Source organism: Microbacterium sp. EYE_78, assembly GCF_023149035.1.
In the GTDB taxonomy this organism is placed as follows: domain Bacteria; phylum Actinomycetota; class Actinomycetes; order Actinomycetales; family Microbacteriaceae; genus Microbacterium.
The window spans coordinates 562,778-587,603 of record NZ_JAHXMY010000001.1; the positions used below are offsets into that span (position 1 = coordinate 562,778).

Sequence of the window (24,826 nt, forward strand, 5' to 3'; positions counted from 1 at the left end):
CGACTGCCCGATGGGACGCATTTTTGGGGGATGCATGTCTGTTCGACGACGCCGTCTGTGGGCACGGGTGAGGGGACGCTCACCGAGATATCTGGCGCAGTTCGCAGCGTTGCGCCTGGCGGCGCATCTGGAGGCGCGCGAACTCGAGTTCCCGTTACTGACGCACGACCTCGCGGACTCGCTCGCGCTCGCTCCGCCGCCGGCACGGACGGGTGACGGCGCCGAGCGCGTCGCGTGGCTGGCCATCCCGCCCAGCGCGGGATCCGGAGGCCACACGACGCAGTTCAGGATGATGCAGGCATCCATCGACGCCGGCGTCGACACGACCCTGCTGCTCTACGACCGGCATGCGGGAGACTTCGAGCGCAACGCGGACACTATTCGGCACGCCTGGCCGTGGATGACCGCCGAGATCCTGCCGGTCGGCGAACGGATCACCGGCTACGACGCCGTCGTCGCGACGTCGTGGCCGACGGCGCACGTCGCCGCCTCCCGAACGGACGAGGGCAGACTGCTCTACTTCATCCAGGACTACGAGCCGTACTTCCTCCCCCGAGGCGCAGAGTTCGCCCTCGCGGAAGACAGTTACCGGTTCGGGTTCCGTCACATCGCCCTCGGTGAGATGGTGCACGATCTGCTCCGCGACGACGCGGGGGTCGACGCGGACCTCGTCCCGTTCGGATGCGACACCGAGGTGTACCACGCTCTCGGAGACGGACGCGAGCGCTCCGGGATCGTCCTGTACGCCAAGCGCGGGAACGACCGGCGCGGGTACGCACTCGCCGTCCGGGCGCTCGAGCTCTTCCACGCGGCGTGCCCCGACGAGCCGATCCACGTCTACGGCGACATCGTCGACGACGCCCCCTTCCCGGTCGTCAATCACGGCAATCTCCCACCGGCTCTGTTGAACGAGCTGTACAACGGCGTCGTCGCCGGTCTCGCCCTCTCGTTCACCAACATCTCGCTCGTCGCGGAGGAGATGCTCGCCGCCGGCGTGATCCCGGTGATCAACGACTCGCATCTGGCCCGAGCAGATCTCGGCAATCCTCATGCGGCGTGGGCGCGACCCACGCCGACGGGCCTCGCGCGAGCGCTCGTCGACGCGGTGCGGCGCCCGAGACGCGACGCGCACGGCCAGGCCGTGGCCGCATCGGTGGCGGGGCGGTCCTGGACCGAGACCCAGCGCGCGACCGTCGCGATCATCGGCGACGAGCTGTCACGGGCGCGATTCGCGCGGTCCCCGAGATGACGCTCGAAGGATGCCGACGGTGAAGGCCCGTCGCGTGCGCCCACGACCTCTCGAGCGTCGACCGCTCGTGAGCGTCGTGATCCCGTGTTTCAACTACGTGTCGTATGTGACCGAAGCCATCGACAGCGCACTGTCGCAGCGGGGGGTCGAGGTCGAGGTGATCGTCGTGGACGATCACTCCACCGACCGCAGCGTCGAGGTGGTCGCAACCGTCGCCGCGCAGGACGAACGAGTGCGTCTGGTGCGCCACACCAAGAATCTCGGCGCGGTCCGCACGTTCAACGACGGCCTGGCGTGCGTGAACGGCGAGTATGTGGCACGGCTCGACGCGGACGACCTGCTGACACCGGGGTCGCTCGCCCGAGCGGTAGCCGTCATGGAGGCCCATCCGGGCGTCGGGCTCGTCTACGGCCACCCACTGCACTTCTCCGGTCCGGCCCTGCCGAGGGCGCGCCACCGGGCTCGGCGCTGGATCGTGTGGCCCGGTGCGCTCTGGCTCGAGGGGCGCTGCCGCACGGCGGTAAACGTCATCACCTCGCCCGAAGTCCTCATGCGACGATCGGTCGTCGACGACGTGGGCGGACAACGCGATCTGGCGCACACCCACGACATGGAGATGTGGCTCCGGATCGCCTCGGTGTCCGATGTCGCCTATGTCCGGGGCGCTGATCAGGCCTGGCACCGTGAGCACGGCGCGAGCCTCTCGCAGTCGCTCGATCCCGCCTTCGGTGACCTCGAAGATCGACGGGACGCGTTCGACACCCTGTTCGCATGGGCGACTGCGCGGGTGCCGGATGCCTCACGCCTGCACGACCTCGCACGTCAGGCACTCGCGGACGAGGCGCGTCGCAACATCGCCCACATGATCGACCGCGGCCGAGTGGACGAGCCGCTGCGGCGCCGCTACCGCGAGTTCGCGGACGCGACGTGGCCCGGACAGACACCGCACGCCGAGGCCGCGATCCGCGCGGAGGCGGAGACGGTGTCAGGGCGGGATTCCGCGCGCTCCTTCCGAGCGGCGGTGCGCCGCATCCGCTCGATGCGGCAGTACGCCCGCTGGCACCGCACCGGCGTCTTCACGCCTGATCCGTGACGGGCTCAGCGATGGCGGTCCTGGTCGCCCGCGCGTTGCGAAGCCGCGTGAACAGCCATGGACCCGCAACTGCCGCATAGGTGACGAGCGCGCCACTGCCTGCAACGAGCAGCGCCGTCAGCAGGTCATCGAAGAGCGAGCGCAGCAATCCCGCGATCGCCATCGCAGCGGCCGCGCCGACCGACGGCCACACGCACGAACGCAGGATGGCTCCGACGGGCGCGCCGGCCCGCGTGAGGGCCAGGAGGTAGCAGGGCAGGATGACGAGCACTGCGACGACCACGTGCGCCCACCCGGCACCGGAGATGCCGAACATCTGCACCCCGGCGAGGACGGCGAGGACGATGGCGACGAGCCATACGAGCTGTATCCAGAGGACCGGACGCGAGCGCCCGCGCGCGTACAGATAGCCCGCGAACACATCGAAGACCACGCGGAGCGCGCCGTACACCCCGAGGGCCGCCAGAACCGGAGCCGCGGGGAGCCATTTGTCTCCGTAGACGAAGTGGATGACGGGAGCGCTCAGCACCGCAAGCACGCCCCCCGCGGGTATCGCCAGCGCCCAGGCGAGAGACGTGACGAGTGGCATCGCATCCGAACTGGCACCCGCCCGCGAGAAGTACGGCAGCGAGATGGAGCGCACTACGGCCGAGAGCGCGCTCATCGGCCAGTTCGACATGTTGAACGCGAGGACGTAGTAGCCGAGTGCTGTGGCTCCCACAGCGCGGGCCAGGATGACATTGTCCGCGTTCAAAAGAGCCCAGGACAGAAGGTTCGCCGCTGCGATCGGCAGACCGAAGGCCAGGACCGGCCGGAGCACGGCGCGGTCGAGACCCAGGCGCGGCACCACACGGGCGAAGGCGAACTGCAGGACCGTCGACACCGCCTGGGCACTCACCCGTCCGATGGCGAGGGCGAGCACGCCGAACCCGGCGCCGATGAGGACCAGCGTCACCGCCGTGGACACGACGAAGTCGGCGACGAAGACGAAGAACAGCTCTCTCTGCTGGAACCGCCGCTGGAGCAGACCGAACGGCACGACGGTGATCCCACCGAGCAAGAGCGTCACCGAGAGTACGGCGACGGCGGGCGACGCCCCCGGACTGCCGAACGCGTCGGCGATCTGACCGCTCCAGATGAGCGTGGCGAGCGCCAGTGCGCCGCCGCTCACCAGCCCGAGCGTGGCGATCGTGGGCGCAAGCCGCATCGGATCCTCGGACCGGATGATGTCGGCGGACAAGCCCAGGTCCGCCACTGTCATGAGAATGGCCTGCACTGTGAGGGCGATCGCGTACACGCCGAAGTCCTCGGGCGCGAGGATACGGGCGAGGATGATCCCGATGACGAAGCTGCCCAGCCGGAGCGCGATGCTGCCCATGCCGCTCCACGCGGCGGCTCGAGCGACTCTCCCGCCCAGCGAACCCACGTCAGCCATGGCGGTGCACCACCCTCCGGAATGCCGAATGGGCTCGGGGATGGGTGAGGGCGACGCGGAAGAGGAGATATCGCCACAGCGCGTACGCAGCAGACCGACGTCCCGGCGCACGCGGGCCACGCGCCTCTGCGATGTAGACCTGTTCGAGTCGCGACGCTGCGCGGTCGATGGCGAACCGGTCCTCCACGACGGCTCTCCCGAACCATCCGAGTGCCTCCGCGGATGCTGGGTCAGCCATCACCCCGCTGACGATGGCGGCGAGGCTCGGCCCCCCCGAATCCCCATGCCCGAAGAACCCCTGCCGAAGGTGCAGGCCGATGGTGTCGGGGCTGAGGAGGTTCCAAAAGCCGCCTGGACCCTGGACGACGACCGGTCGAGCATGCGCCATGGCGCGGAGGGCGGAGCTCCCCATCCCGATGACGAGATCGGCCGCTGCGTACACAGGGCGCGGGTCGGCCACGTCTCCCTCGAGTCGGACGTCGAAGTCGACTGCCGAGAATCGCGCGGCCGCAGCTCGGACACCTTCCTCGTCATCCCCGCTGCCTGCAACGACGAACGTGACAGCGCGTGGGAGGGGCGCGGCGGCAAGAGCGGCGATCGCCTCCGCGACGCCGCGCGCCTTCTCGTGCTCGCTGGACAAGCGTCCGACGACCGAGATGACGAAGCGGTCGTCGCCCAGCCCGAGATCCGCACGAGCGCGCCGACGGTCCGTCGGCCGGTCGTGCGCGGTGTCCACCGGCGGCTCCATGAGATGCACAGTCCCGCGCCTCGCGCCCTGGCCGCGCGCCAGGTCCGCGGTGCCGACGATCAGGGGCACGTCGACCGGCAAGAAGTCGGGAACGTCCATCGACAGCACCGTGATGACGCTCCGGTGACGCGTGGCCTGGGAGATCGCGGTCGACGTCACCGCAGGCGGATGTTCGTAGGCGTGCACGATGTCGGGCCGGAACTCACGGATCTCGCGCCGCAGGGCGCGGACCGTTCGCGGAGAGAGGGCGCGGCCGGTCATCGGGGGCGCCGGACGGTATTGCAGCCCGAGGGCGTCGATCCTGCTTTGCAGCGGCCCCGGCGGCGCGAAGACACGTACCTCGTGGCCGCGGTCCCGGATGCGCGCGGCCAGGTCGATCGCATTGATCTGACTGCCGCCCGTGATCAGCTCGTGCGGGCAGACGAGAACGCGAAGACGCGCGGCCGTCTCAGCGGACACCGTATCGCTCCATCCAGGTGGCCAGCGGGCTGCCCGACTCGGGGTCACGTCCTCGACGCACCTCGTTCCACAGATGGACGGCGTACGTCGCCGAACTGAGCGGGAGCCGTCCTGGCGCGAACAGGACGTCGGCGGCTGTCCAGGGGACCGGGTAGAACACCTCGGCGGACAAGCCACGGTGGAGCAGTCGTTCCCCGGTGACCACAGTGGTGATCGCGGCTGGACCCGTCGCGCCCCATGTGATCGCATCAGCAGTCCGTCGCCCGAGCACCGCATCACGCGTCTTGCGCAGAATGCGACGGGGTGGGTCCCCGCGCATCCATCGGTTGGGGTGCGCCATCAGGGTCGTCAATCGCCGCGCGGCGTCATGTCCCGCCGGCAGACGCAGGACCGCCTGATTCGCGACGCGTTCGTCCTGCCACCCGAAGACGATGTCGGAGGTGAAGTCCCATGGCTTCACGCAGACCACGTCGCAGTCGCTCCACCATCCACCATGCTCGAACAGCAGCGCGTAGCGGAAGATGTCGGCGATGGGTCCCGGCTTCACGCCGCGGGCGCGGAGCTCCTCGAAGCGTGCGTACGACATGACCTCACGAGCATCGCGAATGACCGTCCCGTCCGGGACGCCGTCCAGAGGCTCGTAGGCGTAGAGATGGACCTCGTGCCCGTTCGCCTGGAACGACCGGATGCTGAGCCGCTCGACATCGCCGAGCGGCCGCCCGAACCAGAACATCTGGATAGGGGCGAGCGCGACCGTCGCGACGGTGACAGCCCCGGCCGCAGCACTCATCACCGGCCCTCCACCGCAGCCCGGAGAACCTCCGCGACCCGTTCCTGCTGCTCCGCGGTCAGATGCGGGAACATCGGCAGCGACAGGATGCCCTCGGCCGCCCGCTCAGCCACCGGGAACTGGCCCGGTCGGCCGCCGAGCTCGGCGTACGCCCCGGTGAGGTGCACCGGCGTCGGGTAGTGGATGCCGGCGCCGATCCCGGCATCCGTCAACTCGGCGAGGACCCGATCGCGCTGGGCGACGCGGACGACGTACAGGTGCCAGACGTCGCGGTTCCCCGGTCGCGACGCCGGCAGCCGGACCCCGTCGATGTCGCCGAGCAGCTCCCCGTAGCGGGATGCCGCGGCTCGCCGCATCTCGTTCCATCCCTCGAGCCGGCGCAGCTTCGCCCGCAGGACGGTCGCCTGCACGGCGTCGAGCCGTGCGTTCACCCCGATGTGGTCGTGGACGTATTTGACGGCGCTGCCGTGCGCGCCCAACGTGCGGACGAGGGCCGCGATCCCCTCGTCGTCGGTCATGACGGCGCCGGCGTCTCCCGCGGCGCCGAGGTTCTTGCCGGGGTAGAAGCTCGTCGCGGCGACGAGCCCCATCGCCCCTGCACGCCCGGCGAATCCCGACGCGCCCTGCGCCTGCGCCGCGTCCTCGACGACGGCGAGCCCCCGACGGTGGGCGATGGCGGTCAGCGACGCCATCGGCGCCGTCTGCCCGAACAGGTGAACCGGGGCGATCGCCCGGGTGCGCTCGGTGACGGCCGCTTCGACCGCTTCGGGGTCGATGAGCAGGTGCACGTCGTCGACGTCGACGAAGACCGGGACGGCGCCGATCCGAGAGACGGCCTCTGCCGTGGCGATGAACGTGTTCGCCGGCATGATGACCTCGTCGCCGGGCTGGACGCCGATCGCGCGGTAAGCGAGTTCGAGCGCGTCGGTGCCGTTGGACACCCCGATGACGTGACGCACACCGATGTAGTCGGCGTATTCGCGCTCGAACGCTTCGACCTCCGCGCCGCCGATGAAGGCGGCGCTCTCGAGCTGCGCCCGCCACACGGGAAGCACCTCATCGGCCACCTCCGCCTGCTGCGCGGCGAGGTCGAGGAACGGCACGGCGGTGACACCTGTCGTCGCGATGGTCATGCGAACACCCCCAGCGGTCGCGCGGGCACACCGGCCCAGGTCTGCTGCGCCGGCACGTCGGAGAGGACGACGGCGCCCATCCCGACGGTGGCGCCGTCCCCCACGGCGATCCCCTGCCGGATCGCCGCGTTCATACCGACGTACGCGGCCTCGCCGATGCGCACACCCCCGCCGAGGGCGACCCCTGCGGCGAGCGTCGCGAAGTCGGCGACCTCGTCGTCGTGCGTCACCACGGTGTTCGGCATCACGACGACGTGCCGGCCGAGTGCGGCATCCGCCGTCATCACGACCCCGTCGAGCACGATCGATCCCGCGCCCACCGTGCAGCCGGCACCGATCCGGGCGGATGCCGCGACGAAGGTCGCATGCCGATCCGCCGACAGTCCGGCCGATTCGAGCGAGCGGACCACGTCGCGTCGCACAGCGCTCGGCCCGATGCACACCAGCACCTGCTCGGGCCGGTGCACGACTTCGCGCACCGCTCCAAGGACCGGCACACCCCCGACGGTGGTGCCGTGACGACGCGGGTCATCATCCACGATCCCGACGACCGCGCCGGGCGACGCCGCCATCACCTCGCGTGCGAGGCCGCCGGCCCCGACGAGCACGATGCCGTTCATGACGCGACCTGCTGACCCGCCGTCAGCGCAGCCAGTGCCTGCCGCGGATCGCGGAGCACCGCGATGACCCGGTCCTGGTCCGCATCAGAGAGGGTGTGGAAGACGGGCAGGATGAGGGTCCGGTCGGTGAAGCGCTCGGTCGCCGGGAGCCCCTCGGCCGGCACGAGATCGCGATACGGCGCCTGCCGGTGGGCCGCCATGATGCCGCGCCGCGCGGAGATGCCTTCGGCGGCGAGCGCGGCGAGCAGCCCGTCGCGATCGACCGGGTAGTCGTCGCCCACCTCGACCCAGAACGACTGCACGTTCGAGGTGCCCCAGGCCGGGTCGACGACGAACCGCAGGCCGGGGACGCCGCACAGCGCCGCGCGGTAGCGGTCGGCGATCTCGCGTCTGCGCCGCACGATCTCGGGGAGGCGCCCGAGCTGGACGAGTCCGACGGCGGCCTGCAGATCGGTCATGCGGAAGTTCCAGCCGACCTCGTCATAGACCTCGGCCGGGGGGAGCACCGAGGTGTGGCGGTCGGCCGCCGACACGCTCATCGCGTGCTCGCGCAGCTTTCGCGCGCGAGCCGCCCACGCGGCGTGCGTGGTGGTCAGCATCCCGCCCTCACCGGTGGTCAGCAGCTTCCGGGGGTGGAACGACCATGCGGCGATCTCCGCGCCCGCGCCGACCGGTCGACCGCGATACGTTGAGCCGGCACCGCAGGCGGCGTCCTCGATGACGACGATGCCGAGCGGGTCGGTCACGGCGCGCACGTCCTGCAGATCGAGGGGGACGCCGCCCTGGTCGACGGCGATGACGGCGGTCGTCCGGTGGGTCAGGGCCTGATCGACCGTCTCACCGGTCACGTTCCCGGTGATGGGGTCGACGTCGGCGAAGACCGGCGTCGCCCCGACGTATCGGACTGCATTGGTCGTCGCGATGAACGACAGCGACGGGATGACGACGTCGTCGCCGGGCTGGACTCCCGCGACGATCAGCGCGAGGTGCAGCGCGGTCGTGCAGCTCGTCGTCGCGACCGCGTACGGAGCCTCCATCGCCTCGGCGAACTCCTGCTCGAAGCGGGCGACCCGAGGCCCCTGCGCCACCCAGCCGCTCTCGATCACCTCGGCGACCGCCTGGGCCTCCTCAGCCCCCATCCAGGGCATCATGACGTTGATGCGCTCGCTCACCGCGCGACCGCCATCCGCTCGCCCGCGACCTCGGCGCGGAGGGGTCGCCACCATTCGACGAGTCGCTGCAGCCCTTCGTCGAGTCCGATCCGCGCCTCGAAGCCGAGGTCACGGCGTGCCGCCGACGTGTCGGCGAGGCGTCGGACGACGCCGTTCACCGCGCGTTCGGGGCCGTGCTCGAGCGACAGATCGGAGCCCATGACGCGCAGCAGCGCATGCGCGAGTTCCGCGAGGCTCGTCTCCGTGCCGCTCGCGATGTTGTACGTGCCCTCGACGACGTCGCTGCGGGCGGCGAGGACGTTGGCACGGGCGATGTCGGGCACGCAGACGAAGTCCATCGTCTGGCTGCCGTCGCCGAAGATGAGCGGCGGCTGTCCGTCGGCGATCCGCTCCATCCACCGCACGAGGACTTCGGTGTAGAGCCCGTGCACGTCCATCCGCGGTCCGTAGACGTTGAAGTACCGCAGCAGCACGTAGTCGAGCCCCTGCATCGCGCGGAAACTGCGGACCAGCCCCTCGTTGAAGGTCTTGGCGGCGCCGTAGATCGTGTCGTTGTTCTCGTGGTGGTGGCGCTCAGTCGTCGGGAATTCCTCGGCCATGCCGTAGACGGAGGCACTGGATGCCGCGATGAGCTTGCCGACCCGGTGCCGCGCAGCCGCCTCGACGACGTTGAACGTCCCGTCGACGAGGACTTCGAGCGCGAGTCGGGGCTCTTCGGCGCACTGCGTGATGCGGATCGCGGCCTGGTGGAAGACCACGTCCTTCTCGGCGACGAGGTCGTCGACCAGACGCGCGTCCCGGATGTCGCCGTCGATCAGCGAGACCCGGCCGGACGCGAGTGCCGGCTCGAGGTTGCTCCGACGACCGCGCACCAGGTTGTCGAGGACGTCGACCGAGGCGACGCCTTCGGCGAGCAGGTCGTCGACGAGGGTCGACCCGATCGTGCCGGCGCCTCCGGTCACGAGGACGCGAGCTCCTTCGAGCCGGGTCATGCCGCCACCTCCTCGGCGGGTACGAGACGGGGGACGGGATGCGGGGCGCCGAACGCGGCGAGGCTGCCCGCCGCCGCATCCAGCACCGACAGCACCCGAAGGCCCGCGGCACCGCTCGTGCGCGACGCGCGGCGCTCGCGAATCGCGGCCGCGAACTCGGTCACGACACCGCCGAGTGCTTCACGTTCCTCGAGAGCGGGCGCCCAGGTGTCACCGAGGCGGTACGAGACGTTCGCCGCGCGACGGTCCTTGGCGGTCGCCTTCGACACGGTGTTCACGTCGACGCCCCGGTCGTAGACGCTCAGGCGCTGCTGCGGGTTCAGGTCGTCCCAGACGAGCGTGCGGCGTGTGCCCCCGATCACCATGCGGCGGATCTTCGTGGGGCTCAGCCAGTTGACGTGCACGTGCGCCATCGCGCCGCACTCGAGGGGCATCGCCATGTAGCCGATGCACGACTTGCCGGTCCCGAGCGGGTCGGATCCGTGCGCCGAGACCGAGGTGGCCGCGAGTCCACCCGGAAGCACGAAGTCCATGATCGACAGGTCGTGGGGAGCGAGATCCCAGAAGACGTCGACGTCGGGCTGGATCAGGCCGAGGTTGATGCGCACGCTGTCCACAAAGAGGATGTCGCCCAGGGCGCCCTTCGCCACGAGCTCGCGCATCTTCAGCACCGCCGGCGTGTAGCAGTAGGTGTGGTCGGCCATGAGCACGAGTCCCTGCTCCTGCGCCCGGCGGACCATCTCGCCGCCGCGGTCGCGGGAGTCGGCGAGGGGCTTCTCGACCATCACGTGCTTGCCGGCGTCGAGCGCGGCGAGCACGATGCGGTGGTGCGTCCGCGCCGGGGTCGCGACGGCGACGGCGTCGATCATCGGGTCCGACAGGACGGACTCCAGGTCGCTCGTGACGGGCGCCCCGCCGACGGCGTCGGCGACCTTGCGGGCCCGGTCGATGTCCAGGTCGCAGATGGCCGCGAGGTTCCAGTCACGGCTCGCGCGGAGGTTCCGTGCGAGATTCGGTCCCCAGTAGCCCGCGCCGATGACGGCGACGTTGAGCCTTCCATTCATTGCATTCCCCCAAATGTCCCCATGTGTGTCCCCGAAGGGCTTCCCCAATGCGCGGCGTCGCCGCTATCCGGATGGGACGAACGTCACGTCCACCCAGTAGTTGTGTCTCGACAGGGCGTCGGGATAGCCCCTCGAGTACGTGTAGGCGCTCCCCTGCGCCGGGATCGCGAACGGACCCACGACCGTGGGCTCAGCGAGCGTCCCCAGGTCGACGGCGTACCTGCCCGTCGTGCTGTGCAGCCCGACGCGGTATTCGGAGCCCGGCATCAACGGGATGGGTTCGGCGAACTCGGCCGTCTGCCACCCCTCGGCGGTCTCGTCCCGGAACGTCACCTCGGTGAGCAGGGTGCCGGCGGGTCCCCAGAGGTATCCCGTGTGATCGCCCGTGTTCGCCGATCCCTTGTAAAAGCGGATGCCGGTGGCATCCCCTTCCGCATCCACGGAGAACCGCGTCGCGACCTGCACGCTGTCCGGATCGTTCCAGAACGGGTGCTGCGGCGAGAGGTTGCGGAAGATCGTCGTGACGCTGCTCGTGACCGGCTCGCTCGCCGTCGAGAACGACCATGCACCTCCGGAGACCACGGAACCGGGCGTCGCGATGGAGACGTCGTAGCGCGCAGCCCAGGCGAGCGGATCGTCGGGCGTGAAGGTCACCGTCCGCGTGGGTGCGTCGATGGCGGTCGTCCCCGATGCCTGCCCGCCCGGTCCGGTGACGACGACGACCGCTTCGGCGACGGAAGACGAGAGGGTCGCTGTGATCGTGGCCGTGGGCGAGACCTCCGTGGCACCAGGTTCCGGCGTGCTCGCGGTGACGCGCGGCGCCGGCGCCGAATCGGTCGTCGGCGGCGGCGGGTTCGGGCTCGGCTCCGGCGTCGGCGTCGGGCTCGGCTCCACAGTCGGGGACGGCGTCGGTTCGACGGTCGGCGTCGGCGTCGGCGCCGGCTCCACACTCGGCTCCGGCGTCGGCGTCGGCGTCGGCGTCGGGGTCGGGGTCGGGGTCGGTGCGGGGCTGTCCGGGAAGACGACCTCCGCGTCGACGAAGTAGGACGTCGATCCCCACGACTCCGTCGGCCGCAGGCCCTCCCGCCCGTAGGCGAAGCGGCCGTTCGCACCGGCGGGGGCCGAGATGTCGCCGCTGACCTTCGGTGCCGTGAAGTATCCCGCCGTCGCGGCGTAGCCTCCCGCCAGCGCCGAGTACGCCACGGTGTACGTCCGGCCGGGCTGCAGCTGCACCGGCGCGGACAGCGCTGCTCGCTGCCACCCGGACGGGGTCTCGTTCCCGAAGACGACTCGAGCGAGCTCCGCGCCGTCAGCGTCCCAGAGGACGCCGACATGGCGGCCGGTGTTGCCGGCACCCTTGTAGAAGCGGATCGCCGTGACCGACCCCGGGCGAGCGACCTCGAACGCCGTACCGAGGTTCACCGAACCCGAGTCCGCCGCCGACGCGACGGCAGGCTCCTCCGCTCCGAAGAGCGTCTGCGCCGCGCCGTCCACGTCGGGCGCACGCGTCGTGAACTGCCACGAGTCGAGTACCTGACCGCCGAGACGCACGGTCGCGCGATAGGTGACCGCGCGTGCCAGCGGATCGGTGGATGAGAACGTCACGACACGGGACGTCGGGTCGAAGGTCGAGGACCCGCCGACGGTCTCGCCGTCTCGCGTCAGAGCGAGCGAGACGTTCGTCGCGGGCGCGCTGAGCATTGCCGACACCCGACCCTCGACGGGGGCGTCGGCGCCGCTGGGCGTCCTCTCCGTCACTTCGAGCGCCGATTCGCCGGCGGTTCCGGCGACGAAATCGACGTCGACGAAGTAGTTGGTCGCTCGATACGAGTCGGTGGGCGCCGTCGACCCACCGCCCGCCCGGAACACGCCGTTGGGCGCACCCGCGGCCGTGAGCGGGCCGCTCGTGACGGCGGTGGAGAACGCGTTCTGCGCGTAGGTGAACCGACCGTCCGGCGAGGAGTACGACACGGTGTACGTGCGACCCGGCAGGATGTCGACGGGCTCGGCCAGCTGCGCGCGCTGCCAACCGCCGGCGGTCTCATTCACGAATTCCACGCTGGTGATCCGGCGACCGTCCTGGTCCCACAGCGTGCCCGTGTGAGACGCCGTGTCGCCGGTCGCCTTGTGGAACCGGATGCCGGTGACCCGCCCCGCGACGGCGGAGGTGAACCGCATCCCGAGTTCGAGTGCTGCTCCGTCGGAACCGCTCTGCGCGCCGGCGGGGTCGTCCTCGCCGAAGAACGTGACGGTCACGGGCTCAGCGGGATCGGGCGCGGTGCGGAAGTTCCAGTCGCGCCTCGCGATCGCCCCGCTCTGCGGCGATGCCGCGACCACTCGCACCGACACGTCCGCGCTGTAGGGCAGAGGGGCATCGGGATCGAACGTCACGGTCTTCTGGTCGGCGGACAGCACCGTCGATCCCGTGAGGGACTGGCCACCCACGGTCACGGTCATGGTGGGTGCCGCGGAGAGTGCATCGGCATACGTCGCCCGGATCGTGGCGTCGACCGGCACCCCCGTCGATCCCGGCGCGGGCCGTGTCGACACCAGGCGCGGACCGTCGTTCGCACGCTCGAAGATGGGATCCACGAAATAGCTCGTGGTCGACCGCTCGCCGGGGTACCCCGTCCCATAGGTGTACGCGCCGCCACGGGCGGGTACGGTGAGCGGCCCTCGCTCAGTCGTACCGGTGAAGCGTCCCGCCGTGACGGAGTATCCACCGGCGGGTGCCCGATAGGACACGACGTAGGTGCGACCGGGGGACACCGCGACAGGCGCAGCGAAGGACGCGGTCTGCCATCCGGTGCCGGTCTCGTCCTCGAAGCTCACCCGCGCCAGCTCGGTCTCGTCAGGACCCCAGAGGGTTCCCACGTGCGGGCCGGCATTGGCGGACCCCTTGTAGAACCGGAGTCCCGTGATGAATCCGGCCTCGGAGACGGAGAACGCCGTCCCCACGCTGACCGGACCGGGGTCGCCGGCGGAGGCGACGGCGGGGCGCTCGAGATCGTCGTGGATCGTGCAGGGGCACACCGTGTCGGGGTCGATCAGCGGGGCGGTGCGGAACGTCCACGAATCGGCTTCCAGTGCGCTCGCGTCGGGGTCGACGGGGTCCGCGGCGATCGTCACCGTGTAGTCCGTCTCGTTCGCCAGCGTCGTCGTCGGCGCGAACCGGAAGCGGCGCGTCGACTCCGAATAGGACAGCGTGCCCTGCACCCCCGCCCCGTCGGCGGACTCGACCGCCACCTCGATGGACGAGGGGAAGACGGGCTGCGTGAACGTGCCCGTGACGGCCGACGAGACGGGGACCTTGAGCGCGCCGGGTGCGGGGCTCTGATCCGTGAGCCGCAGCGGCGACTGCGGGTCCGCCTCGAACAGCACATCGACGTAGTAGTTCGAGTCGCGGTAGGCGCCGGTCGGGCGCTGACCCGCGGGTCCGTGCACCCCTGGAACGGAAGCACCGAGCGTCGAGGCGACCTCGATCGGAGCGCCGGGTCGCGCTTCGTAGGGCCAGTACCACTCCTCGTACGCGTAGCCGCCCTGCGGCGCCGTGTACGAGACCGTGTACTGCTTCCCGGCGACGATGTCGACGGGTGCGTCGAACCGTGCGCTCTGCCATCCCGACGCCGTCTCGTCACGGAAGACGACCGAGGCGAGACGCTCGCCGCTCGGCGACCACAGCGAGCCGACGTGCGTGCCGCCGTTCCGCGGTCCCTTGAAGAACCGGACGCCCGTCACGGCGCCGTCCTCAGTGGCGCGGAAGCGCAGCCCGAGCTCGATCGACTGCGCATCGGTCACCGACGCGACGGTGGGCTCCTCCGCCCCGAAGTGCGACGCTTCACCGGTCACGGTGAGGTGACGTCGCACGCCTTCGGTCGAGAAGTTCGCGCTGTCGTCGATCGCCCGGGCGCGGATGGTCGGGGTCGCTCCGCCCTGCTGGACGTACGAGTAGGTCCAAGAGGTCGTGCCCTCGGCGGCGAACCAGGTCCGCCCGTCGTCCGTCGAGACCTCGACACCGGCGACGACGCCTCCGACATCAGCGGCGGTACCCGTCACCGTGACACGGGCGCCGTGGGTGACCTCGGTCGCCTCGCTGGGCGAGGTGATCGAGGTCGTCGGTGCGATGTCGTCACTGCTCGCGTCGGCGGGCGTGAGCTCGTCCATCAACGTCTGCGGCTGCGCGTCCATGTCGGCGAGGAGGTTCACCTGCGCCTGCTGCATCCGCGGGTCGGCGGGCGCGCCGTTGCCGTCGTGCACGGCGTCGAGACCCCACCCCCATTGGACGGTGCCCGCGGAGAAGACGAGCGCGTCGCTGGCGGCGCGATAGAGCGTGATGTTGTGATGCGTCGTGCCCTCGACGAGGGTGTTCCCGTGGTCGGTCAGATACTGCGCCACAGGGCCGATGGTCGTGGACATCCGGATGAGGCCCGGCGGGGTGAAGCCGTTGTCGACGACTTCGTTCGACTCGTAGCCGACGGTGTGCGGCGCCAGTGCCGTACTCGAGCCGGCGGGCATGGCGGACAGTCCGGTGTGACGCCACATCCGCTGCTGCGCCTCACCGCTCGTCACGGTGAGCGGCAGGTCGCCGTCGTTGACCATGTACATGGTGCCGGTGAGGCCGTTCTCGGGCAGGTGACCTCCCTGCGAGGCGTCGGCGAAGCGCGGGTCGCGCCACGTGCCGGTCCACTCGTCCGTCGGATCGATCTTCTTGTTGTCCCACGTCTCCTTGTAGGACACCAGCGTCCGGTGGTCCGTCTCGGACGCATCCGCCGACGGCGCCCAGCGTGCTCGCCAGTATCCGTCGTTCCCGGTGAGGAACTGCAGGTTCACCCCTGCGTCGCGCGCCGCCTCGATGTTCGAGCGCTGCGGTCCGGTCCAATACTCGTCGTGCCCGACGGAGAGGAAGACGCGGTGATTGCGCAGTTCCTGCCCGCGCCGATCGGTGTCCACCCCGGCGAGGTAGCTGACGTCGTACCCGTTGCGCTCGAGGAACCGTACGGTGGCGTACTCCGAGCTGAAGTAGAAGTCGCGCTGGGTCACACCACCGCGGGTGGCGAACGGTCGGTTGTAGCTGATCTCGTACGCACGGCCCTTCGCGCCGCCCTGATAGAAGTTGGCTCCCCCGTACGGGTTGTAGGCCTGCCAGGTCGTGTCGGAGGTCTGGAAGACGATGTCCGATGAGTTCCCGTCCTTCCGGACGATGAAGATGATGTGGCTCCGCCCGCCCGTGTCGCCACGTTCGAGGACGGCGAGGTAGACGCCCGAGACGGCGGTCTGCGGGACCTGCCAGGTCGCGGACACATCCCAGGTGCCGCAGTCGTACAGGAGCGTGGTCTCGTCCGTGATGCACTCCGGCTGAGTCTGCGGCAGCGACGCCGACGGGGAGACGTCCGTGACGTACCGCGCGCCCTTGCCCTGGTACCACCCGGTCCGGAAGATCTTGATCGTGTAATCGTCCGCATCGGTGTCGATCTTGAAGTCGATCGCGCTGCCGGCGTTGACGCTGATGTCGGTCGCGAAACCCTGGATCGTCGGGTCCCCGGCGCCTTCGACATCCCAGTCGGCGGGATCCGTGCCCTCGTTCCGGTTCTCGCACGTGATCGGGTTGACGTCCGCGCCGCACGGACTGGCCGCCTCGGCGGAGCTCGCGGGCGTGGTGGCGACCAGCACCCCGAAGATCACGGCGAAGACCGCGAGCAGGGCGAGCGGCCGACTGCGCCACCGGCGCTGTCGCGCGCTCACGCGGTCACCCCCTGCGCGCCGCGGCTCGACAGGTCCCGCTCCCAGGTCTGCGAGGCCGTGTCGCGGAGCGCGAGCCGGACCCGCGCGGCCACCGTGAGTCCCACGTACCAGCCGGCGTCCACCGCGTCGCGGATGCCGCGCACCGCCCGCAGGAGTGAGGCCACGCGTCCGGCGCCGGTGGCCCCGGCATCCTCTGCGCTCTGCTGCACGTGCCCGCGGTGCTGTCGCATGAGGACGCCGAGGAGCGTCCGGGTGTCGCGCGGCGTCCGCACCCGCATCGGCGCGGTGGCGACGACGCGCTTCTCGTCCTCGGCGAAGAGGGCGTCGAACCAGCAGTCGTCGGCCGTCAGCGTCGGGAAGGCGGCGAACCGCGCGTGCCCGACCTCGTTGGTCGCGTACCCGCCGGCGCCCCACATGCGACGGGTCGGGGCGGCGATGCGCGCTCGCGCCCGGTAGTAGGCGCGGACGGGAAGGCTCGCCCCGGAGATGTCGTACCCGAAGCACGGACGGGCCGCGAGGACGGTCGGCTCCGCGAGCGCGGCGAACGCGGCGGCGACGGCCGCGGGCTCGACTTCGATGTCCGCGTCGAGGTAGAGACGCGGCCAGCTCGTGGCGGTGCTGTCGCCGAGGTTGAGGCCGGCGACCTTCGATGCCTCCGCCGTCTCGACGACGGTCACGCCCGCGAACCGCCGCGCGATGTCGGCGGTCTCGTCCGTGCAGCCGTTGCACGCCACGATGACCTCGACCCCGGCGTCCACGAGCGGCGCGAGGTGCGCGAGCGTGCGCGCGATCACCGCTGCTTCGTCGTGCGCCGGAATGACGACGGCGCCCGCAAGGTGCGCGGTCGTCGCGAGCGGCTCGGCGTCGAATCCGTCGACGATGACACCGTCGACAGCGCGTGCCGGCCGGTCCGCACGTGCGGCGGATGTCCCCAGAGTCCCCATGCTCTTCCCCAAGTCGCCCACACCCCGAGCAAGGAATGCGAGCCATAGACCGGCGCCGTCGACGATCCCACTCGTCGCCGTCGCGTCCGCCTCCCCAGGCGAGCGCAACCGGTGTCCCCGCGGCAATGTAAGCAGATCGAGGCGCCGGGCACAATACAATCCGACACACGGATGCCGGGGGCATCCGCATCCGATGGAGGAGGCCGTCATGTCCGGCACCGCAGCGACCGTCCACCCGTCCGCCGACCTCGACGACGATGTCGAGCTGGGCGACGGCACCCGGGTCTGGCATCTCGCCCAAGTGCGGGCGGGCGCGCGGGTGGGAGCGGACTGCAACATCGGGCGCGGCGCCTACATCGGTCCCGGCGTCGTGCTCGGCCGCGCCTGCAAGGTGCAGAACTACGCGCTCGTCTACGAGCCGGCGATCGTCGGGGATGGGGTCTTCATCGGTCCGGCAGTCGTCTTCACCAACGACGAATTCCCTCGTGCGGCGAACCCAGACGGCTCGCTGAAGGGATCGGACGACTGGCACGCCGTCGGCGTGGTGGTCGATGACGGGGCGTCGATCGGGGCGCGGGCGGTGTGCATCGCGCCGGTGCGCATCGGCGCCTGGGCGCTCGTCGCCGCGGGCGCGGTCGTGACGAGGGACGTCCCGGCGCATGCGCTCGTCGCGGGCGTGCCCGCGAAGCGCGTCGGCTGGGTCGGCCGCACCGGGCGGCCCCTCACGTCCGCCGGCGACGATGTGTGGGTGTGCCCCGAGACCGGTGAGCGGTACGCGCCCGACGGCGACGGACTGCGCCTCGTCTGAGCGCCCGCGTCAGCCCCAGCCGCCCAGGTAGGCGGCCACGTCGGGCTCGGCGTCCAGGGCCCGCAGCCTGCCGCTGCGCTCCTCGATGTGCGCGAAGAGATTGTCGCGCCCCCACCGCTCGGCGCGGGCGACGGCGCGGCGCGCGCGGATGCGCAGCAGCGGACGATCCGCGCCGTCGGTCACGGTGAGCGAGCCGAGCCCCTCGCGTCCGACGCGCGCCACGGCGTCGGCGAGCGCGCCCGCCTCGGCGCGCAGCGGGCGGAGGATCTCGGCGTGGAGGCGCACCCGGTCGAGCCGGCCGTCTCCGGCGGCGAGCGCCGAGGCGTCGACCTCCTCCGCTCCCGGCAACGCCGCGAGGACGGAGTCGACGCTGACGAACGCCGCAGCCGGCGAGACCCCCTCCGGGGCCGTCACGGCGATGTCGACGTGCGACGTCCGACTCCCGCGCGGCCTGGACCCGGGCGCCGGGATGAGGTCCGAGAGCAGGATCGCCTCGGCGTTCCGGGCGGCGAGGTCGTGGTCGTCACGAGCCCCGGCATCCGGCCCGTCATGCCACGCGACCGCCGTCGGCACGTGCGCGAGCACGGCTCCCCGCAGCCACGCCCGGTACGTCCACTCCCAGTCCTCACCGCCGTAGGCGCGGAAGGCCTCGTCGAACCCGCCGGTCTCGTCGAAGACGCGACGCGAACAGGCGAGGACCGCGCCGATCGTGTGACGGTAGCTGCGGTCGTCGACGTCGAGGAGGTCACGAGAGCGCTCGTACGCGTCGCGCAGCCAGGCCGGTTCGGCGAGCTCCCGACCGGCGATCACGCTCCGGACATCGGCGACCGGGGCGACGCCCTCGAGATCGGCGTGGCGGCGACGCCCGACCGCGACGACGTCAGGGGCGAGCGCCGGCATCCGCGTCAGTGACCGGACGAACCCGGGCTCGGGCACCGTGTCGGCATCGAGGAAGACGAGGACGTCGCCGGTGGCGTGGGCAGCGCCGAGATTCCTCACCGCAGCGAGGCGGAAGCCCTCGTCGGCGTGCCGCACGAGCCGGACGCCCGCGGGCACCTCCGGCGCCTCGGCGGACCCGTCGTCGGCGACGATGACCTCGAGACGGTCCTGCGGGTGGTCCTGTCCCGCGAGTCCCGCCAGGCACCGGGCGAGCTGTGCGGGCTGCTCGAAATGGGCCACGACGACGCTGACCCGTGGGGCGGGATCGGCGACCTGACCGTCGAGCAGATCCCACCGGTTGCCGGGAAGGGCGATGCCGGCAGGGGTCATGCCGCCCACCACGCGAGGTACGACGCGGCCACGTCGTCGAGCGTCGGCGAGAGCGACGTGCCGGCGGCCAGACGGGTGGATGCCGGGTCGCGCCACGCGGCCGCCAGCCGGGTCGCGAGGTCGTCGGCGCGGTACCGGACGAGCGTCCCCGGACGCAGGGCATCCATCTCCGCCGCGTACCGCGAGTCGACGACGAGCGGCCGCCTGCCCGCCTCGACCCAGTCGAGCATCGACCGCGACGCGGAGACGTGCTCGTGGGCGGCGAGCGGGACGCCGGGCGCCGCCAGGGCCCGCACGAACGCCGCGTCGTCGAGGAACCCGGTGACCTCGAACGCCACGCCTCGGGCCGCGGCATCCCGTCGGAGGTCTTCGACGTCCGCTTCGTGGCCGCGCGACGGAGACCCGATCGCACGCACGACGACCCGACCGACCTCCGATCCCTGGGACCGGAGCTCGGACGCGGCCCGCGCCGCGGCCAGGACGGCCGGGCGGTGTCCCTTGCCGGGGTAGACGTAGCCGGCGATGAGCACGGTGAGGTCGGTCACGTCGGCGTCGGCCCAGGCGTCGGCATCGGGCGTGCCCGCTGCGGTCCGGCTGCCGAGGGCGATCGCGTGGGCCGTCCCCGATCCCGCCAGGAACTCCGCCATGAGCTGCTGCTCGTGCGCGCTGTTGACGGCGACGCGCTCGGCGGCGGCCACCATCCGCGCATAGGCGGCGCGACGGCGTTCGAACATCGCGCCGTCCGAGGTCTGCGGCACGTCGTGCAGCGTCAGGCTCAGACGCGTCCGCGCCGACCACCGCTCGACGACGTCGGCGGCGTCCTCGGGGCGGGTGCCGAAGATGCGGTCGGTCGCGTGCAGGTGCACGATCGCGCCGTCGCCGGCATCGGCGATCACGCGGTCGCCCGCGGCGACGTCCTCGACGTCAACGACCCGCACCAGCGGGTCGATTCGGGCGACCGCGTCGGCCACATCGTGGCCGTATCGGGTGACGCCGTGGCCCTGCGGACCGAGCACGAGCAGGAGCGGAGGCGCAGAGATCACTCGGCATGGTTATCCGGCCCCGGCGACCAGGTCAAGCCCCCCTCTCGGAGGGGGTCACCGCGCGTACGGTCGGGGCGTTCAGGCGCACCCACTTCTCCGGTCGGCGCGACGCCGTCAGAGGGAGCACCGTTGGGAACGATCACGCGCACACGCAGGCCCGAGCAGGCTGAGGGCACGGGCACGACGACCATCGTCTCGGTGCCGGCAGGGCACCCGTATGTGCAGCAGGTGACGGCAGACCCGCGCATCGCGGTGCTGCCGGACCCCGTCGCGCCGGGCGCCGACCCCGCAGTGTGGTGGCCGCCGGCGGCGCTCGACCCGAGCTGGATCCGCTCTTACGCGGATGCGGCATCGCTCCTGCACATCCACTTCGGCACCGAGTCGTTCCCCGAGGGCCACCTCACCGCCTGCGTCGACGCGGCGCACGCCGCCGGCTGGCCCGTCGTCTTCACCCTGCACGACCTCGAGCACCCGCAGCTCGGCGACAGCACCGCCTACCTCGCGCAGCTCGACGAACTCATGGCGGGTGCCGACGCGATCGTCACGCTCACGCCCGGCGCCGCCGCGGTGGTCGCAGAACGCTGGGGCCGCCGCGCCGAGGTCATCCCGCACCCCTCGGTCCTCCCCGGCACCGCCTCGACCGAGCCCGCCGTCGGCGCGGGCCGCGTGGTCGGCATGCACCTGAAGGACCTGCGGCCCGGCGTCGACGGCCCCGGATCGGTGGGCACCCTCGACGCGGCGCTCACCGTCCTGCGGGACGCTGGCCACGACGTGCGAGGCGAGGTGCGCCTGCATCGCCGCGTGCGCGACGCGGATGCCGCGAACGCGGTGCGCGCGCTGTGCGCGGCATCCGATGTCCTCGACCTCGTCGAGCACGAGCGGCTCGCCGACCCGGATCTGTTCGCCGCGCTGGCCCGGCTCGACGCGTGCGTGCTGCCCTACCGTCACGGCACGCACTCGGGGTGGCTCGAGCTCTGCTGGGACCTCGGCGTGCCCGTCGCGGCGCCCCGCGTGGGGTTCTTCGCCGAGCAGCACGTCGACGGCACCGTCGCGTCATTCACGCCGTCCGACGGTGCGGGGCTCGCTTCCGCGCTCTCGACGCTGTGGACCGCGGCGTCCTCGCGTCCGGCAGGCCCCGCTCGCGACGCGCTGGTCGAGCACCGTCGCGCCCTCCGCACGATGACGGATGCCGCGATCGCCGAACGTCACGCCGACCTGTACCTCCGCCTCCTCGAAAGCCGCACTGCGTGAGCGCCCGCCCGCTCCGCATCGTCGTGATCGCACCGCTGCGCTTCCCGATCCGCCGTCCGCACGCCGGCGGCCTGGAATCTGCTGTCTGGGCCGAGGTCGACGCCCTCCGTCGTCGCGGCCACGAGGTCACCTTCGTCGCACCCGAGGGGTCGGACTTCCTGCCGCCGTCGAGCGTGTTCCGCCTGCCGCCGGTCACCTGGCCGGGCGGATCGGCACCGACCGACAAGACCTGGCCCGAGAGCTACCACCGCGACAGCGCCCCGGCGCTCGCCCGGGCGCTCGACGAGATCGCCGCGCATCCGCAGCGGTACGACGTCGTCTCGAATCACTGCCTGCATCCACTCCCACTGCAGCGGGCGGCGGGCCTCGGCGTCCCGATGGTCACGACCCTCCACACCCCGGTCGACGACGCATTCGTCGCCGCGCACGCCGGCTCCCACGGCGCCGGCTCCGCATTCTTCTCCGTCAGCTCGCACACGCGTGTCGAGTGGGGTGCCGCAGGCGTCCCCTCGCGGCTGCTGCCGAACGGCGTGGACCCGGCCGCGTGGGCGCTCGGTCCCGGTGGGGACGATCTCGTCTGGTTCGGGAGGATCGTGCCCGAGAAGGCGCCGCACGTCGCCGTGGAGGTGGCCCGCAGGCTCGGGCGACGACTGGTGATCGCGGGGCGCATCGGCGACGAGACGTACGCCCGCGAGGTCCTCCTCCCCCGGATCGGCGGCGACGTCGAGTACGCCGGCGAACTCGAGCCCGCGGCGCTGGCGCGCCTGGTCGGCAGGAGCGGCCTGGCGCTGGCGACGCCGGCCTGGGCCGAGCCGTTCGGGCTCGTCGGTCCCGAGGCGCTCATGTGCGGCACGCCGGTCGTCGGCTTCGCGGTCGGCGGCGTGCCCGAGATCGCGGCAGCCACGTTCGGCATGCAGCTGGTGCCGGCGGGCGACGTCGACGAGATGACCGCCCGTGTCTCCGGGCTGCTGCCGAACGGAACGGATGCCGCCTTCCGCGCCCTCGTGCGCGAGTCCGCAGAGCGGCGCTTCTCACTCGCGGCCCGCATCTCGGCGCTCGAGGCCGCCTTCGCCGACCTCGTGACGGCGGAGACCGCCGCGTGAGGCCGCGCATCGGCTGGTACGTCCATCACCACGGCCGCGGACACCTCACCCGCCTGCTGGCGATCGCGCCGCACCTCGACGCCGACGTCGACTGCCTCAGCAGCCTCCCGATACCCGCGCATCTGCCGCAGGGGTGGTCGTGGACCGTGCTCGACCGCGACGACGACGGCGGCACGCCGGTCGACCCGACCGTCGACGGGATGCTGCACTGGGCGCCCATCGGACACGCCGGCCACCGGCGGCGGCTCTCCGTGATCGCAGACGCGGCCACCACGGGTCGGTGGGACGGCATGGTCGTCGACACCTCCGTCGAGGTCACGCTGCTCGCACGCCTGCTCGGGCTCCGCACCGTCGTCGTCACCCAGCCCGGGCACCGTGTCGACCGGCCGCACGTCCTCGGGTTCGCCGCCGCCGACACGGTCATCGCGCCGTGGGCCCGCGGCATCCTGTCGCCACCGCACCTCGAGGCGCTGGGCCGCAAAGTCGTGCACACCGGCGGCATCAGCCGGTTCGCCGGCCGACGGCCCGCGGGCATGCGGACGGAGAGCGTCGTGCTCCTGGCGGGCTCCGGCGGCTCGAACATCGGCCCCGCTGCGATCCGCGACGCGGAGAAGGCGACCGGCAGACCGTGGCGCGTGCTCGGAGGGGACGGCGGCGCGTGGGCCGACGACCCGTGGGAAGCGCTCACCTCCGGCGCGGTCGTCGTGTCATGGGCGGGGCAGAACGCGGTCGCCGACCTCGCGGCGGCGCACGCACCGGCAGTCGTCGTGCCGCAGGATCGCCCCTTCGACGAGCAGCGAGAGACGGGACGGGCGCTGCGACGAGCGGGGCTCGCCGAGGTGTCGGACTCCTGGCCGGTGCCGGAGCAGTGGCCCGCGCTGATCGACCGCGCGGTCGCGGCGAGACCGGAGTGGGAGCGCTGGGAGGTCGCCGGGGCGCCGGCCCGCGCGGCGGCGGCGATCCTCGAGACCGTGCGAGGCGACCGATGAACGTCGCCGTCGTCAGTCTGTGCTCGGCGGCCCGGGTGGACCACCTCCGCGTGCAGCTCGACGCACTGGCCGATGCGCCGGGCGTCCGGCGCGTCGTCGTCTGGGTCGGCGACGACGATCCGCCCGAGCTCGCCGCCGACACCGTGCTCCACGTCCCCCCGGGAGAGGATGGACTCCGGCTGGCGGCCGGCAGGAACGCCGGCGCCGCAGCTGCGTCGGGCGCCGACCTCCTCGTCTTCCTCGACGCCGACTGCGTCCCGGGACCCGCCCTGCTCCGGCGGTACGGCGAGGCAGCCCTCGCTCACCCCGGCGCGGTGCTGTGCGGTCCGGTGACGTACCTGCCCGAGGGTGTCGCGGCATCCGACCCTGCCGAACTGGCCGCGCGCACGTCGCCCCACCCGGCCCGGCCGATGCCCGATGACACCGACGACAGCGTCGCCGACGCCGGCGACTACTCGCTGTTCTGGTCGCTCTCGTTCGCCCTCACGCCCGCGACATGGGGACGGATCGGCGGCTTCGACGAGGCATATGAGGGGTACGGCGGCGAAGACACCGACTTCGCCTTTCGCATGCGGTCCCGCGAGGTGCCGCTCGTGTGGACCGGCGGCGCGCACGCCTACCACCAGTACCACCCGACGTCCTCGCCCCCGTGGCAGCACGTCGACGCGATCCTCCGCAACGGCGCCCTCTTCGCCGAGCGATGGGACGAGTGGCCGATGACCGGCTGGCTCGAGGCGTTCGAGCGGGGCGGCGCCGTGGTGCGGGATGCCTCGGGCTGGCGGCGCGCGGGGGCCGGCGATCGAGTCACCGGATTCGCGTCCCATGTCGAACGGAGTTCCGTTCGCGAATCGTGATCTGAAGGCGCGGCTGGATCTGTACGTTCACCTACAGACGGGTGATGCTGCCCCACGGAAGCGGAGAA

Annotated in this window: 20 protein-coding genes and 1 pseudogene; 8 read left to right on the top strand and 13 right to left on the bottom strand. The window is 71.7% G+C overall.

Translation table 11 applies throughout. The features are described from left to right. The first annotated feature begins 67 nt into the window (after nt 1–67). Nucleotides 68–1,249: a glycosyltransferase family 1 protein gene (locus KZX17_RS02700; RefSeq protein ID WP_248170880.1), complete on the top strand. Its 1,182-nt coding sequence runs from the start codon at nt 68–70 to the stop codon at nt 1,247–1,249. A 67-nt stretch (nt 1,250–1,316) separates the two neighbouring features. Beyond that, on the top strand, nt 1,317–2,342 hold the full coding sequence (locus KZX17_RS02705) for a glycosyltransferase family 2 protein (protein ID WP_248170879.1): 1,026 nt from the start codon (nt 1,317–1,319) through the stop codon (nt 2,340–2,342). On the opposite strand, the gene KZX17_RS02710 is transcribed toward KZX17_RS02705, so the two are convergent. The 9 genes from KZX17_RS02710 to KZX17_RS14990 all read right to left on the bottom strand — a co-directional run bounded on the left by KZX17_RS02710 (nt 2,326) and on the right by KZX17_RS14990 (nt 14,943). Further along, on the bottom strand, nt 2,326–3,777 hold the full coding sequence (locus KZX17_RS02710; protein ID WP_248170878.1) for a lipopolysaccharide biosynthesis protein: 1,452 nt from the start codon (nt 3,775–3,777) through the stop codon (nt 2,326–2,328). The two genes, KZX17_RS02705 and KZX17_RS02710, sit on opposite strands and share 17 nt — an antisense overlap. Next, nucleotides 3,770–4,984, bottom strand: a complete 1,215-nt coding sequence (locus tag KZX17_RS02715) for a glycosyltransferase family 4 protein (RefSeq protein WP_248170877.1) — start codon at nt 4,982–4,984, stop codon at nt 3,770–3,772. Before KZX17_RS02715 ends, KZX17_RS02710 begins: the two co-directional genes overlap by 8 nt. Continuing rightward, the gene (locus KZX17_RS02720; protein ID WP_248170876.1) at nt 4,974–5,774 is read right to left on the bottom strand and encodes a glycosyltransferase; all 801 of its coding nucleotides are present in this window, start codon (nt 5,772–5,774) and stop codon (nt 4,974–4,976) included. The genes KZX17_RS02715 and KZX17_RS02720 overlap by 11 nt, the downstream gene beginning before the upstream one ends. Continuing rightward, a complete protein-coding gene (locus KZX17_RS02725; RefSeq protein ID WP_248170875.1) occupies nt 5,774–6,907 on the bottom strand; it encodes a DegT/DnrJ/EryC1/StrS aminotransferase family protein in 1,134 nt (377 codons plus the stop codon). The genes KZX17_RS02720 and KZX17_RS02725 overlap by 1 nt, the downstream gene beginning before the upstream one ends. Continuing rightward, nucleotides 6,904–7,527, bottom strand: a complete 624-nt coding sequence (locus KZX17_RS02730; RefSeq protein WP_248170874.1) for a NeuD/PglB/VioB family sugar acetyltransferase — start codon at nt 7,525–7,527, stop codon at nt 6,904–6,906. Before KZX17_RS02730 ends, KZX17_RS02725 begins: the two co-directional genes overlap by 4 nt. Then, on the bottom strand, nt 7,524–8,678 hold the full coding sequence (locus tag KZX17_RS02735; protein WP_248171666.1) for a DegT/DnrJ/EryC1/StrS aminotransferase family protein: 1,155 nt from the start codon (nt 8,676–8,678) through the stop codon (nt 7,524–7,526). The genes KZX17_RS02730 and KZX17_RS02735 overlap by 4 nt, the downstream gene beginning before the upstream one ends. 17 nt (nt 8,679–8,695) lie before the next feature. Further along, nucleotides 8,696–9,691, bottom strand: coding sequence for an NAD-dependent epimerase/dehydratase family protein (locus KZX17_RS02740; RefSeq protein WP_248170873.1), 996 nt, complete (start codon nt 9,689–9,691; stop codon nt 8,696–8,698). Then, the gene (locus tag KZX17_RS02745) at nt 9,688–10,755 is read right to left on the bottom strand and encodes a Gfo/Idh/MocA family protein (RefSeq protein ID WP_248170872.1); all 1,068 of its coding nucleotides are present in this window, start codon (nt 10,753–10,755) and stop codon (nt 9,688–9,690) included. The genes KZX17_RS02740 and KZX17_RS02745 overlap by 4 nt, the downstream gene beginning before the upstream one ends. Nucleotides 10,756–10,818: 63 nt before the next feature. Then, nucleotides 10,819–14,943, bottom strand: a complete 4,125-nt coding sequence (locus tag KZX17_RS14990) for a DUF4082 domain-containing protein (protein WP_374206652.1) — start codon at nt 14,941–14,943, stop codon at nt 10,819–10,821. On the opposite strand from KZX17_RS14990, the gene KZX17_RS15240 reads away from it, so the two are divergent. Further along, nucleotides 14,858–15,082: a hypothetical protein gene (locus KZX17_RS15240; RefSeq protein WP_374206653.1), complete on the top strand. Its 225-nt coding sequence runs from the start codon at nt 14,858–14,860 to the stop codon at nt 15,080–15,082. The two genes, KZX17_RS14990 and KZX17_RS15240, sit on opposite strands and share 86 nt — an antisense overlap. Here the strand turns inward: KZX17_RS15240 and KZX17_RS15245 are convergent. Together KZX17_RS15245 and KZX17_RS02760 are read right to left on the bottom strand one after the other, a co-directional pair. Further along, nucleotides 15,028–16,497: pseudogene (locus KZX17_RS15245) on the bottom strand (N,N-dimethylformamidase beta subunit family domain-containing protein); the annotation flags it as partial. The gene KZX17_RS15240 and the pseudogene KZX17_RS15245 overlap by 55 nt on opposite strands. Beyond that, nucleotides 16,494–17,441 carry a glycosyltransferase family 2 protein gene (locus KZX17_RS02760; protein ID WP_248170871.1) on the bottom strand — a complete coding sequence of 316 codons (948 nt, stop codon included), beginning with the start codon at nt 17,439–17,441 and terminating at the stop codon, nt 16,494–16,496. The gene KZX17_RS02760 and the pseudogene KZX17_RS15245, both read right to left, overlap by 4 nt. A 208-nt stretch (nt 17,442–17,649) precedes the next feature. Here KZX17_RS02760 and KZX17_RS02765 point away from each other — a divergent pair, with 208 nt between their 5' ends. Then, nucleotides 17,650–18,249, top strand: a complete 600-nt coding sequence (locus KZX17_RS02765) for an acyltransferase (RefSeq protein WP_248170870.1) — start codon at nt 17,650–17,652, stop codon at nt 18,247–18,249. Nucleotides 18,250–18,258: 9 nt separating this feature from the next. Here the strand turns inward: KZX17_RS02765 and KZX17_RS02770 are convergent, their stop codons facing one another. Together KZX17_RS02770 and KZX17_RS02775 are read right to left on the bottom strand one after the other, a co-directional pair. After that, entirely contained in the window at nt 18,259–19,518 is a 1,260-nt protein-coding gene (locus KZX17_RS02770) for a glycosyltransferase (RefSeq protein ID WP_248170869.1), read from the bottom strand. After that, nucleotides 19,515–20,561, bottom strand: a complete 1,047-nt coding sequence (locus tag KZX17_RS02775; RefSeq protein WP_248170868.1) for a hypothetical protein — start codon at nt 20,559–20,561, stop codon at nt 19,515–19,517. The genes KZX17_RS02770 and KZX17_RS02775 overlap by 4 nt, the downstream gene beginning before the upstream one ends. 129 nt (nt 20,562–20,690) lie before the next feature. On the opposite strand from KZX17_RS02775, the gene KZX17_RS02780 reads away from it, so the two are divergent. The 4 genes from KZX17_RS02780 to KZX17_RS02795 are packed head-to-tail and all read left to right on the top strand — an operon-like array spanning nt 20,691 to nt 24,758. After that, nucleotides 20,691–21,812: a hypothetical protein gene (locus KZX17_RS02780; protein WP_248170867.1), complete on the top strand. Its 1,122-nt coding sequence runs from the start codon at nt 20,691–20,693 to the stop codon at nt 21,810–21,812. Next, complete coding sequence (locus tag KZX17_RS02785) at nt 21,809–22,915, top strand: glycosyltransferase (RefSeq protein ID WP_248170866.1); 1,107 nt, start codon at nt 21,809–21,811, stop codon at nt 22,913–22,915. Before KZX17_RS02780 ends, KZX17_RS02785 begins: the two co-directional genes overlap by 4 nt. Further along, nucleotides 22,912–23,904 (top strand): glycosyltransferase, encoded by a 993-nt coding sequence (locus tag KZX17_RS02790; protein ID WP_248170865.1) that lies wholly within the window; start codon nt 22,912–22,914, stop codon nt 23,902–23,904. Before KZX17_RS02785 ends, KZX17_RS02790 begins: the two co-directional genes overlap by 4 nt. Beyond that, nucleotides 23,901–24,758, top strand: a complete 858-nt coding sequence (locus KZX17_RS02795) for a glycosyltransferase family 2 protein (RefSeq protein ID WP_248170864.1) — start codon at nt 23,901–23,903, stop codon at nt 24,756–24,758. The genes KZX17_RS02790 and KZX17_RS02795 overlap by 4 nt, the downstream gene beginning before the upstream one ends. Nucleotides 24,759–24,826 lie beyond the last annotated feature (68 nt).